We start from the raw sequence: 12757 nt of genomic DNA on the forward strand, positions 1-12757 counted from the left end.
TTGCTCCCCCCTTGCCTGCTGGGTATTAACAACCCCTGTGCTCCTGGCCTCGACTCTACAAAAAAGCGCAAACACGAAGGACCTCCGCCATGAAACGACTGATCCTGCTCACCGCCTGCACCCTGGCCCTGGCCGCCTGCAGCAACCCCGAGGAAGAACGCAAGGCGCAGGAGGCCGCCGCTGCCGCCGTGCAGGCGCAGAAGGAAGCCAAGGCCGAGGACGTGGCCAAGCAGTACGACATGGCCGTGGCCGCGCAGGACTGGGAGCGTGCGCGCCTGCATGGCGCCTCGTTGCTGGACCAGTACAAGGACACCGCCGCCGCCGAGCGCATCGCCGCCGGCTTCGACGAGGTCAAGGCCAAGGGCGATGCCGCGCGCGACCTGCGCCGCATGCAGGCGCTGTGGCAGTACAACCAGATTCCGGTCGGCAACAAGGGCAACCAGGTGTCGGCACAGATCTTCAGCAAGGAGCGGGTGGACGTGGATGGCAGTGGTGCCAAGCCGGTGCAGCTGGTGTTCCGCGATCATCCCGAATGGAAGCGTCATGCCTACCTGGTGCTGCAGGCCGGCGATTTCCGCTGCCCGCAGTGCACGGTGAAGGTCACGGTGGACGATGGCAAGCCGATCTCCATGGCGGCCTGGCGGCCGAAGACCGACGAGGCGATCGCCCTGTTCATCACCGACCAGAAGGCGCTGTGGAAGCTGGCAGCCAAGGGCAAGTCGATCCGCATCGAATTCCCGGTCAAGGCCGGTGGCACCCGCACGGCGGTGTTCGAAACTGGTGGCGTGGACGCCAGCCGCATGCCGGCGTGGTGGCATTGACCATGGATGCACGGGTGGCTGCGCCGGCACTGTCGACGATCCGCCACTGGGTGTTCGACATGGATGGCACGCTGACCGTGGCGGTGCATGATTTCGCGCGGATCAAGCGCGAACTGGCGATTCCGCAGGAGGATGACATCCTCACCCACCTGGCCGGGTTGCCGGCCGCGGAGGCCCGCGCCAAGCATGCCTGGCTGCTGGCACACGAGCGTGCGCTGGCCGCTGCGTCGCAGCCGGCGACGGGCGCGGTGGCGCTGGTGCGCGCGCTGCAGGACACCGGCTGCCGGCTGGGCATCCTGACCCGCAACGTGCGCAGCCTGGCGCAGGTCACCCTGCAGGCCATCGGGCTGGGTGACGTATTTGCCGAAGACGCCATCATCGGCCGTGACGAGGCCGAGCCGAAGCCGTCCCCCGCCGGGCTGCAGTACTTCCTGCGGCGCTGGCAGGTGGAACCGTCGCAGGTGGTGATGGTGGGCGATTACCGCTTCGATCTGGAATGCGGCCGCGCGGCCGGCAGCCGCACGCTGCTGGTCAATGCCCCGGACAACCTGTGGCCGGACATGGCCTGTTGGCATCTGGCCGATTGCGCGGCAGTGCTGGAGCGCTGGCGAGGCTAGCGCGGCGCTCTCGACGCGTTGTGGCGGGAACCTGGGGACCGCGCCGGCGGTCAACGCTCGACTGTCATCACAGTGTATTGTGCGAGGCCGCCTGGACGCGCTTCGAATGCCCGGCAGGGGGTGAAGCGCAGGCGGTTGCGGAACCGTCGCCGCTCACTGCCGCGGCCTGATCAACGCTGCGGCGGGCGTTGGCGGTGCCGGCGGGTGGTCCTGCCGCGCTGGCGGTTGTGTCGGGTTACACGTTGTACGGTGTGGCCCGCTGCCAAGGATGGGGCATGGGTGTCCTTTGCTCCATTTCTGGATTCCTTTCATGCTCCGAGCTGTGTGGGTGTCGCTGTACCGGCGTCTGTGTCCGATTGCCGCCTTCTTCCTGTTTGGCCTGGTCGCCCTGTCGTTGTCGCGACTGGGATTGGCGCTGTGGCACGCCGCGCGGGTCAGTGCTGCCGACGGCTGGGCCACGGTGCTGCTGCAGGGCCTGCGGGTGGATGTGGCCACCCTGTGCCTGCTGTACGGCATCCCGGCGGTGCTGGCGCTGCTGTTGCCGCTGGAAGGGCGCATGGGCCGCGCGTGGCGCCATCTGCTGCGGTGGTGGCTGATCCTGGCGAGCGTGCTGCTGGTGTTCATGGAGCTGGCCACGCCGAGCTTCATGGCCGAGTACGGCCTGCGCCCCAATCGCCTGTTCCTGGAATACCTGATCTATCCCGAAGAAGTCGGGATGACCCTGCTGCGCGGCCATCTGCTGGCCGTGGTGATCGAAGTGGCCGCGGTGATCGTGCTGTTCTGGGCATTGCTTCGCGGGTCGCGACGCTGGGTCGGCAACAGCCCGATGGCCACAGTCGAAGCCGGATGGCTGTGGCGGCTGCCGTTGGCGTTCCTGGTGCTGCTGCTGGCGGCGCTGGGCGTGCGTTCCAGCCTGGGGCATCGGCCCTTGAATCCGGCGCTGGTGGCGTTCTCGACCGACCCGACCATCAACGCGTTGCCACTGAATTCGCTGTACACCGTCGGCTATGCCGCGCGGCAACTGGCGACCCGCAGTGAAACCTCGCGCGTCTACGGTGACCTGTCGCTGGCCGAGGTGGTCGGCGAACTGCGCGCCAGCAGCGGCCTGCCGGCATCGGCATACGTCTCCGACGCGTTGCCGAGCCTGGCGCTGCGTCCGCCGCAGTACCAGGGCAAGCCGCGCAATCTGGTGATCGTGCTGGAAGAAAGCCTGGGCGCGCAGTTCATCGGCAGTCTTGGTGGGCGGCCGTTGTCGCCCAATTACGACCGCCTGAGCAGGCAGGGCTGGGCGTTCGAGCGTCTGTATGCGACCGGCACGCGTTCGGTACGCGGCATCGAGGCGGTACTGACCGGGTTCCCGCCGACCCCGGCCGAATCGGTGGTCAAGCTGCCCGCCAGCCGCCAGCGCTTCTTCACCCTGGCCGATGTGCTGGGGCGGCATGGCTACGACACCGGCTTCTATTACGGCGGCGAAAGCCACTTCGACAACATGCGCGAGTTCTTCCTCGCCAATGGCTTCACCCGCATCGTGGACCGCAAGGATTACCGCAAGCCGGCATTTGTCGGCTCCTGGGGTGCGTCGGATGAAGACCTGTTCGGCCAGGCCGACCAGCAGTTCCGGCAGCTGAAAGCACAGGGCACGCCGTTCTTCGGCCTGGTGTTCACCTCCAGCAACCACGATCCGTTCGAGTTCCCGGATGGCCGCATCGACCTGTACGAGCAGCCGAAACAGACCCGCGACAACGCCGCCAAATACGCCGACCATGCGCTGGGCGAGTTCTTCCGCAAGGCGATGGCCTCACCGTACTGGGAGGACACCGTGTTCCTGGTGGTGGCCGACCATGATTCGCGGGTGTTCGGCAAGAACATGGTGCCGATCGGCAACTTCCATATTCCCGGGTTGATTCTCGGCGGCGGCATCGAGGCACGCCGCGATACCCGCATCGTCAGCCAGATCGATCTGCCGCCGACCCTGCTGTCACTGCTGGGCATTGCCGATCCCACCCCGACGGTGGGACAGGACCTGACCGACCTGCAGCGGCTGCAGCCGGGACGCGCGCTGATGCAGTACGACCGCAACCTGGCGTGGATGGAAGGCAACGACGTGGCCATCCTGCAGCCGGACAAGCCCGCGCAGGGCTTCCGCTACGACCCGGCCAGCGACCAGCTGCAGCCGCAGCCGCTGCGGCCGGAACTGGCGCGGCGCGCACATGCCTACGCGATGTGGGGCACGCTGGCCTACGAAAAAGAGCTGTACCGCCTGCCGGAGAAGGCCAAGCCCTAAGCCGGAGGTGGCGCCGGGCCATGCCCGGCGAGCGCGCAGCGCGGGCTGCATCCGGAATCGAAAGTGTCTGGTCGGAAAGCCGCCGGGCATGGCCCGGCGCTACCAGAGCGGTGCCGATAGCGCGTCGGGTGGAAAGCCCCCTTGTTGTTCAAGGGGGCGCGCCGAAGGCGCGGGGATAAGGAGAAATGCGCGGGCAGTTCGTTTACGCGTTCAACGCGTAACCGAACTGCTGCTTGAACTGCTCGTTGAACTCATCGAAGGTGAAGCGCTGGTTCTGGGTGCCCGGGTGCTCGACCTTCAGCGCGCCCATCAGGTTGCCCATGCGGCCGATGGTCAGCCAGTCGAAGCCCTTCTGGATGCCGTAGATCAGGCCGGCGCGGAAGGCGTCGCCACAACCGGTCGGATCGACCACGCGGCGCTCGTGCGCCGGCGGGATGTCGTAGCTCTTTTCCGGGGTGTGGATCACCGCGCCCTTCGGGCCACGGGTGGTGATGTAGGCCTTGACCCGGCTGACGATCTCTTTTTCGTTCCAGCCGGTGCGTTCCTGCAGCAGGTTCGACTCGTAGTCGTTGACCACCACGTAATCGGCCTGCTCGATGAACTCGCGCAGTTCCGGGCCGTTGAACAACGGCATCGCCTGGCCCGGGTCGAAGATGAACGGCACGCCGTCTTCGTGGAACTCCAGCGCGTTCTGGATCATGCCTTCGCGGCCGTCCGGGCCGACCAGGCCCAGGCTGACGCCCGGCACGTCGCGCACGTGGTTTTCGTAGGAGCGCATCATCGCGCCCGGGTGGAAGGCGGTGATCTGGTTGTTGTCGTGGTCGGTGGTGATGAACGCCTGCGGGGTGAACAGCTCATCGATCACGCGCACGCGGGTGAGGTCGATGCCCAGTGCATCGAAGTGCTCGCGGTACGGGCCGAAGTCCGAGCCCACCGTGCCCATCGGGATCGGATCGCCACCCAGCAGGTGCAGGTTGTAGGCGATGTTGCCGGCGCAGCCGCCGAACTCGCGGCGCATGCGCGGCACCAGGAACGACACGTTCAGGATGTGCACCTTGTCCGGCAGGATGTGATTCTTGAACTGGTCCGGGAACACCATGATGGTGTCAAAGGCAAGAGAACCACAGATCAGAGCGGACATCGATGTAAGCCTATGCGGTGAATTTTGGGGTGGGCCGGCCCACTTCGGCAGGCAAGCAAACGGCGCCCTTGGGCGCCCGACGGCGCAAAGGTTACCCGCTGGTGCCGCTCAGGGCCAGAACCGGGTGATGCCCGATCAGGCCGAAAGCCTGTGAAGGCGCGGGTTCAGCTGGATTTCTCCTTGCTCGGCGGCAGGCAGGTTGCTAGGCTTGTCGACCTCGATTTCTGCCCATTTTTTCGCCATCCCGCGTTGGGCGCGACACCCCTCAGGATCAACTCCCAGATGTTCAAGAAACTGCGCGGCATGTTCTCCAATGACCTGTCCATCGACCTGGGCACGGCCAACACCCTCATCTATGTGCGTGGGCAGGGAATCGTGCTGAACGAACCGTCCGTGGTCGCAGTGCGCCAGGATCGCGCCATTGGTGGTACCCGGTCGGTGGCAGCCGTTGGCGCCGAGGCCAAGCAGATGCTCGGCCGTACCCCGGGCCACATCACCACCATCCGCCCGATGAAGGACGGCGTCATCGCCGACTTCACCTACACCGAGGCGATGCTCAAGCACTTCATCAAGAAGGTGCACAAGTCGCGCTTCCTGCGCCCGAGCCCGCGCGTGCTGGTCTGCGTGCCGGCCGGCTCGACCCAGGTCGAGCGCCGCGCGATCAAGGAGTCGGCCGAGGAGGCCGGTGCCCGTGACGTGTTCCTGATCGAGGAGCCGATGGCGGCCGCGATCGGCGCCGGCATGCCGGTCACCGAAGCCCGTGGCTCGATGGTCATCGACATCGGCGGCGGCACCACCGAAGTGGCGGTGATCTCGCTCAACGGCATCGTCTATTCCGCTTCGGTACGCATCGGCGGCGACCGCTTCGACGAATCGATCACCAACTACGTGCGCCGCAACCACGGCATGCTGATCGGTGAAGCCACCGCCGAGCGCATCAAGGTCGAACTGGGCTGTGCCTACCCGCAGGCGGAAGCGATCGAGATGGAAATCTCTGGCCGCAACCTCGCCGAGGGCGTGCCGAAGATGATCAAGATCAGCTCCAACGAAGTGCTTGAAGCGCTGCACGAGCCGCTGTCGGGCATCGTCAGCGCGGTCAAGCTGGCACTGGAGCAGACCCCGCCGGAACTGTGCGCCGACGTCGCCGAGCGCGGCATCGTGCTGACCGGTGGTGGCGCCCTGCTGCGCGACATGGACCGCCTGATTTCCGAGGAAACCGGTCTGCACGTGCAGGTGGCTGACGACCCGCTGACCTGCGTGGCCCGCGGTGGCGGTCGTGCGCTGGAACTGGTCGACATGCACGGCAACGAGTTCTTTGCGCCGGAATAAGCCGTCCCGGCTGCCTGCGCCCGCAGCGCCCCTCCGGGGTGCGGCCTGCCACATCGGCGGGTCGGCACCGGCGGGGCGCCTGCGTGTTTCCCATCCGCCTTCTGCCAGTTGAATCGCTGCCGTGCCGCCCTACGCCGGACCTCCCGTCGCTTCCCGATCCGGTGATGCCGCCAGCCCGCTGCGGCTGCTGGCCTATCTCGCACTGGCAATCACCTTGATCGTCCTCGACGACCAGGCCGGCTGGCTGGCGCGTCTGCGCGAGCAGGCCAACAGCCTGGTGCAGCCGGTGTGGGCGCTGGCCGGCCTGCCCGGCAAGCTCGGCGGGCAGGTGCGCGACTCCGCCGCCAGCCACGGCCAGCTGGTGACCGAGAACCGCGAGCTGCGCAACCAGCTGCTGCTGGCCAACGCCCGCCTGACCCGTCTGCAGACCGCCGCGCTGGACAATGCCCAGCTGCGCGAACTGCTGAACGTGGCCGAGCGCAGTGGCCTGGACGTGCAGCTGGCGCCGATCCTGGACATCGACCTGGACCCGGTCAAACAGCGCCTGGTGCTGGATGCCGGCAGCCGCGAAGGCGTGCACGTCGGCCAGGCGGTGATCGATTCCGGCGGCCTGATGGGCCAGGTGATCAACGTGACTGCGGGCAGCTCCACCGTGCTGTTGCTGACCGACCCCGACCACGCGGTGCCGGTGACCGTGGCCCGCAACGGCGTGCGCCTGATCGTCTACGGCCGCGGCGACAAGCTGGAACTGCGCGACATCCCGCTCAGCGCTGGTGTGGAAGTGGGCGACGAGATCGTCACGTCCGGTCTTGGCGGTCGCTTCCCGGCCGGATTCCCGGTGGGCACCATCACCGGCCTGCGCCCGGACGACACCCATGCCTTCCTGGTGGGGGAACTGAAGCCGGCCGCGCAGCTTGATCGCGGCCGCGACGTGCTTCTGCTGCGCCCCGGCGCAGCGATCCGTATTCCGCCGAACCTGCGCCTGCAGATGGAACAGGTTGCTCCCGGTGGCCCAGCCGATGCCACCGCGCTGCCGAGCGGTGCCGCGCCGACGGCGCCTTCGACGACGCAAACCTCTCCGGTAGTGCCGGCCGCTGGCCGGCAACCGTCCTCGTCTGCGACGGGGACGGCTGCCCCCGCATCCTCCCTTAACGCTGCGCCTTCGGCGCGCCCCCTTGAGCCGACTGCACCTTCGGCGCAACCGGCCCGCGCATCCTCCCTTAACCCCGCGCCTTCGGCGCGCCCCCTTGAACAACAAGGGGGCTCTGCACCCGCCGGGTCCACGGTAGTGCCGGCCGCTGGCCGGCAACCGCAGCCGACCACACCGGAGGCGCAACGATGAGCCGCCTTCGCGACAACCGCTGGGTGCTGCCGGCCAGCGTGGTGGTGGCCCTGCTGCTGGGCCTGCTGCCGTTGCCGGCGCTGCTGCAGCCGCTGCGTCCGTATTGGCTGGCCCTGGTGCTGGCCTACTGGGTGATCGAAGCGCCCGAGCGCGTCGGTCTCGGCATCGCCTTCGCCAGCGGCGTCGTCGCCGACCTGCTGTATGGCGGCGTGCTGGGCGAACAGGCGCTGCGGCTGGTGATGCTGGCCTTCATCCTGCAGCGCTTCCGCGCGCGCATCCGCTTCTTCCCGATGTCGCAGCAGATGCTGGCCATCGGCGGCCTGCTGTTCAACGACCGCATCGTCAGCGCGCTGGTCCACATCATGGTGGGCGAGCCGACCCTGCCGTGGTCGTACTGGTGGGCACCGCTGCTCGGCATGGGCCTGTGGCCGCTGGTGTTCGTGCTGCTGGATGCGGTGCGCTTCGGCAAGCGCGGGCGCTGAGCCATGCTGCCGCGCCGCCAGGTCAAGAATCCGCACGCCGAAGCCGAACAGTTCCGGCGCCGCGCGGCGCTGGGCTTCTTCGGCGTGCTGGTCTGCCTGCTGGGCCTGGGCGGCTGGTACTTCAAGCTGCAGGTGCTGGACCACGACATCTACGCCACCCGCTCCGAAGCCAACCGCATCAAGCCGCGGCCGGTGGTGCCCGGGCGCGGCATGATCTATGACCGCAACGGCCGGCTGCTGGCCGAGAACGTGCCGGCGTTCCGCCTGGATGTGACCCCGGACAAGGTCAAGGACATGGATGCCACCCTGGAAGGGCTGGCGAAGATCATCCAGATCAGCCCGGAAGAACTGGAGGCGTTCAACAAGTCGCGCAAGGCGCGCCGCAAGTTCCTGCCGGTCACGCTGAAGCTGCGCATGAGCGATGAGGAAATGGCGCGCTTCGCCGTGGACCGCTGGCGCTTTCCCGGCGTCGAGCTGGAACCCTACCTGACCCGTCGCTATCCCTATGGCGACCTGTTCGCGCACATCATCGGCTACGTCGGCCGCGTGGACGACAAGGATCTGGAGATCCTCGGCGAAGGCAATGCTGCGCTGACCCATATCGGCAAGTCCGGCCTGGAGCGCTATTACGAGCAGGAACTGCGCGGCAAGGTCGGCTACGAGCAGGTCGAGACCAACGTGCAGGGCCGCGCGATCCGCACCATCGGCCGTGTCGCCGCACAGTCCGGCGCCGACCTGCGGCTGTCGATCGACGCCGACCTGCAGCGCGCGATGGTGGCCGCCTTCGGCGATCAGGAAGGCTCGGCGGTGGCGATGGACCCGCGTACCGGTGAAGTGCTGGCAATGGTCAGCCTGCCGTCCTACGACCCGAACCTGTTCGTGAACGGCATCTCGCATGCTGATTTCAAGGCGCTGAACGACAACCCGTCGCGCCCGCAGTTCAATCGCCTGGTACTCGGCGGCGTCGCTCCCGGTTCGACCCTGAAGCCGTTGATCGGCCTGGCCGGCCTCGATTCGGGCGTTCGCCGTCCGGAGGACAAGGTGCTGTCGACCGGCATGTTCTACCTGCCGGGCACCTCGCGTGGCTGGGGCGATTCGCACCGTGGCGGTCACGGCTGGACCGATCTGCGCAAGTCCATCGCGCAGTCGGTCAATACGTATTACTACCGGCTGGCGTTGGACCTGGGCATCGAGCGGTTCGACCACTACATGGAGTACTACGGCTTCGGCCAGCCGACCGGTATCGATCTGACCGGCGAGATCTCCGGCATCCTGCCGTCGCCGGCCTACAAGCGGAAGAGCCGCAAGGAAGCCTGGTATCCCGGCGATACGGTGAACATCAGCATCGGCCAGGGCGACTGGAAGGTCACCCCGCTGCAGCTGGCCCGTGGTGTCAGCGGCCTGGCCAATGGCCAGCTGCGCACGCCGCACCTGGTGATGCAGCAGCGTGCTGGTTTCGACAGTGACTGGGTGGCGACAGAGCCCGGCCCGAGCAAGCCGGTCAGCCCCAATCCGAACAATCTTCAGGCCGTGCGCGAAGGCATGATGGCCACCATGCTTCCCGGCGGCAGCGCCGCACGCATGGCAGCCGGCGCGCCGTACACGATGGCGGGCAAGACCGGTACCGCGCAGGTCGTCAGCCGCAAGGGCACCGCCGCGGTCAATCCCAGAAGCCTGCCGATGCACCTGCGCCACCGTGCGCTGTTCGTCGGCTTCGCGCCGGCCGAGCAGCCGGTGATCGCGCTGGCCATCGCCGTGGAAGGCGGCGGTTATGGCGGCGCGGCGGCCGCACCGATCGCGCGCAAGATCTTCGATGCCTGGCTGCTGGGCAAGATGCCTGAGGGCATGCAGCCGCTGGACAGCGAGCGCGGCACTACTGCTATCGGTGCGACTGCCTTCGACAATGAAGACGTGGGCGCACGCCAGGCCGGCGATATCGCCGCCGCGCAGTTGGCCGAGCATCCGGTGCTGATCGGTGTTCCTGCGCCGGAGCCTGTGCCGTCACCTGCGCCCGGTGCGCCTTCTGCGGCAACCGTGCCGGCCGGCACGCGCCCGACCCCTGCTGCGGAGGCTGCGCGATGAAGGAGTTCCTGCGCTGGGCCGGCGAAATGCTGCAGCGGTTCTTCAGCAGCCTCGACTGGCTGCTGTGCCTCGCCCTGGGCGCGCTGATGGTGATCGGCCTGGCAACGTTGAAGAGCGCTGGCGGCGATGGCCTGGTGATGGCACAGGGCGTGCGTTTTGCCGTGGGCCTGGCGGCGATGTGGGGCATCTCGCGGGTGTCGATCCTGCGCATCCGCTCGGCCACGCCGCTGATCTACGCCATTTCGATGATTCCGTTGCTGGCGGTGTTCGCGCTGGGCACGGGCAAGTACGGCCGGCAGTGGCTGGACCTGAAGTTCTTCTACCTGCAGCCGGCCGAACTGCTGAAGGTCAGCCTGCCGATGATGGTGGCCTGGTACCTGCACAAGATGCCGCTGCCGCCGCGCTTCAACACGGTGCTGGTGGCGATGGTGATCATCGGCGTGCCGACCGGGCTGGTGATGCTGCAGCCGGACTTCGGTACCGGCGTGCTGATCGCCGCCAGTGGTGTGTTCGTGCTGCTGCTGGCCGGCCTGCCGTGGTGGTGGGTGGGGCTGGGCGTGGGCGGCGTGGCGGCAGTGGCGCCCGTTGCCTGGTTCTGGCTGCTGCGGCCGTACCAGAAGGACCGCATCATGATGTTCCTGGACCCGGAAATGGATGCGCTGGGCGCGGGCTGGAACATCATCCAGTCGAAGATCGCCATTGGTTCCGGCGGTTTCGATGGCAAGGGCTGGGGTGAAGGCTCGCAGTCGCACCTGAATTTCATTCCCGAGCAGACCACCGACTTCGCGTTCTCGGTGCTGAGCGAGGAGTTCGGCTGGATCGGCGTGGCGCTGGTGCTGACGCTGTATCTGGTGGTGATCGGGCGCTGCCTGTGGATCGCCAGCCAGTCACGCGATTCGTATTCGCGCCTGCTGGCCGGTGCCACGGGGCTGGCGTTCTTCGTCTATGTGCTGGTGAACGGCGGGATGATCTCGGGCCTGCTGCCGGTGGTGGGTGTGCCGATGCCGTTGATCAGTTACGGCGGTACGTCGGCGGTGTCGCTGCTGGCGGGGTTCGGGTTGGTGATGGCGGTGCGTCGTCACAATCCGGTGCATGGCGGGTATGGGTAGTTTCCAGCCATCGGCGCAGCCCCTCGTGGGTGGTTGCTGAAAGCAACAGCCGTGGTTGGCCGGGCGGGGTGGATTCGCGGGGGACGCCGTGAACCCATCCCTGAAGTGACCCCCGAGAGTTGGACGGTGGGGTCAAACGGCCGCTTGGGCCTGTTTCCGGTACTGTACCGGGCTCAGGCCCTTCAATTTCAATCTGATGCGCTCTTGGTTGTAGTACTTGATGTAATCAGTACTTGATGTAATCCACGAGCCCAGCCTCCAGACTCTCGATGCTGTCAAAGCTGTTCAGGTAGAAAAATTCTGACTTCAGCGTCCCGAAAAAGCTTTCCATTGCCGCATTGTCCAGGCAGTTGCCACGCCGGGACATGCTTTGCTTCAACGAGTGCTTTTCCAGCATGTGCCGGTAGTTTTCATGCTGGTACTGCCAGCCCTGGTCGGAGTGGATCATGGGGCGCTCATCCGGGGAGAGCTTGTTGATGGCTTCGTCCAGCATCTGACCTACCAGATCGAACACGGGCTGACGCTTGATCTGATAAGCCACGATTTCGCCGTTGTAGAGGTCCATGATCGGCGACAGGTAGAGCTTCATCCCTTGCACCTTGAACTCGGTGACGTCGGTCACCCACTTCTGGTTGGGCCGCTCGGCATGGAACTGGCGATTGAGGTCATTGCCAACCACAACATTGGCTGCCCCTTTGAAAGATCGGTAGCGCTTCACGCGGACCCGTGATTTCAGGCCCATCTCTCCCATCAGACGCTGTACCCGCTTGTGATTGGTCCGATGGCCCTGATTGGCCAATTCCAGCGTCACCGTGCGATAGCCATAGCGCCCTTGGCTTTGATCGTAGATTGCACGGATGCGCTCGCACAGATCTGCCTCGTCCTGATCCGGATGGGCCAGGACATGGTTCTGGTAATAGAAAGTACTGCGCGACAGCTCTGCCGCTTCGAGCAGAAGCGACAGCGTATGAACCTGCCTCAATCCTTGGATGGCTTGCGCTTTGCGTCCTGCGCCGCCTGCTCTTCCCGGATCAAGGCATCGAGTTTTTTTAGGTAGTCGGTCTCCGCACGCAGATAGGCGACTTCCTTGAGCAGCTCATCGCGGCTCATATCCTCAGGTGGTTTGGACGAACGGGTCTTTTTCATCGGCTTTCGGGGCGGCAGCGGCGGCGGTGCCAACGCTTGGGCACCGCCCTGAGCATACAGGCGCCGCCACTGCCCCACTGCGCCGGCATCGCCAATCTGAAAGTAGGTGGTGGCCTCACGCCCGGACATGCCGTCCCGGCTCATCTTCTCCAGAACAGCCAGCTTGAACGCGAGGTCATAGGACCGGGTCTGGCGGTGAAACCCGCGCCAACCGTGCAGCCGATACGTAGCCACCCAGCGTCTGACCGTGGAGAACTCCAAACCGTGGTGTCGGGCGATGGCTTTGACCGACGTGGAGGTCTTGCAGGCTTCTTTGGCGACCTGCAGTTTGAATCGAGCTTCGTACCTGTTCATGTATCCCTCGGGGTTGGATCTGGCGTCCAACTCCCGGGGGTCACTTCACC

The 12757-nt window shown here is 66.3% G+C and carries 9 protein-coding genes and 1 pseudogene; 8 read left to right on the top strand and 2 right to left on the bottom strand.

Translation table 11 applies throughout. The features are described from left to right. Window positions 1–89: 89 nt before the first annotated feature. From AC13GI_RS20415 to AC13GI_RS20425, 3 genes are all read left to right on the top strand, one after another. Entirely contained in the window at window positions 90–821 is a 732-nt protein-coding gene (locus AC13GI_RS20415; protein WP_482997196.1) for a hypothetical protein, read from the top strand. A 2-nt stretch (window positions 822–823) separates the two neighbouring features. Further along, window positions 824–1438 (top strand): HAD family hydrolase, encoded by a 615-nt coding sequence (locus AC13GI_RS20420; RefSeq protein WP_482997200.1) that lies wholly within the window; start codon window positions 824–826, stop codon window positions 1436–1438. 310 nt (window positions 1439–1748) lie between these two features. Then, the gene (locus tag AC13GI_RS20425) at window positions 1749–3722 is read left to right on the top strand and encodes an LTA synthase family protein (protein WP_482997197.1); all 1974 of its coding nucleotides are present in this window, start codon (window positions 1749–1751) and stop codon (window positions 3720–3722) included. A 202-nt stretch (window positions 3723–3924) separates the two neighbouring features. On the opposite strand, the gene AC13GI_RS20430 is transcribed toward AC13GI_RS20425, so the two are convergent. Then, window positions 3925–4863: a carbohydrate kinase family protein gene (locus AC13GI_RS20430; RefSeq protein WP_059065157.1), complete on the bottom strand. Its 939-nt coding sequence runs from the start codon at window positions 4861–4863 to the stop codon at window positions 3925–3927. Window positions 4864–5145: 282 nt separating this feature from the next. On the opposite strand from AC13GI_RS20430, the gene AC13GI_RS20435 reads away from it, so the two are divergent. The 5 genes from AC13GI_RS20435 to rodA all read left to right on the top strand — a co-directional run bounded on the left by AC13GI_RS20435 (window position 5146) and on the right by rodA (window position 11207). Further along, complete coding sequence (locus AC13GI_RS20435) at window positions 5146–6192, top strand: rod shape-determining protein (protein WP_025877255.1); 1047 nt, start codon at window positions 5146–5148, stop codon at window positions 6190–6192. 121 nt (window positions 6193–6313) lie between these two features. Continuing rightward, the gene (mreC, locus tag AC13GI_RS20440; RefSeq protein ID WP_482997198.1) at window positions 6314–7534 is read left to right on the top strand and encodes a rod shape-determining protein MreC; all 1221 of its coding nucleotides are present in this window, start codon (window positions 6314–6316) and stop codon (window positions 7532–7534) included. Further along, on the top strand, window positions 7531–8016 hold the full coding sequence (mreD, locus tag AC13GI_RS20445) for a rod shape-determining protein MreD (RefSeq protein ID WP_099820622.1): 486 nt from the start codon (window positions 7531–7533) through the stop codon (window positions 8014–8016). The genes mreC and mreD overlap by 4 nt, the downstream gene beginning before the upstream one ends. Window positions 8017–8019: 3 nt before the next feature. Continuing rightward, a complete protein-coding gene (mrdA, locus tag AC13GI_RS20450; RefSeq protein WP_482997199.1) occupies window positions 8020–10098 on the top strand; it encodes a penicillin-binding protein 2 in 2079 nt (692 codons plus the stop codon). Continuing rightward, window positions 10095–11207, top strand: coding sequence for a rod shape-determining protein RodA (gene rodA / locus AC13GI_RS20455; protein ID WP_205405496.1), 1113 nt, complete (start codon window positions 10095–10097; stop codon window positions 11205–11207). The genes mrdA and rodA overlap by 4 nt, the downstream gene beginning before the upstream one ends. Before the next feature lie 132 nt (window positions 11208–11339). Here the strand turns inward: rodA and AC13GI_RS20460 are convergent. Further along, window positions 11340–12707: pseudogene (locus tag AC13GI_RS20460) on the bottom strand (IS3 family transposase). Window positions 12708–12757 lie beyond the last annotated feature (50 nt).

The sequence above is a fragment of the Stenotrophomonas sp. 82F1 genome (assembly GCF_056861525.1).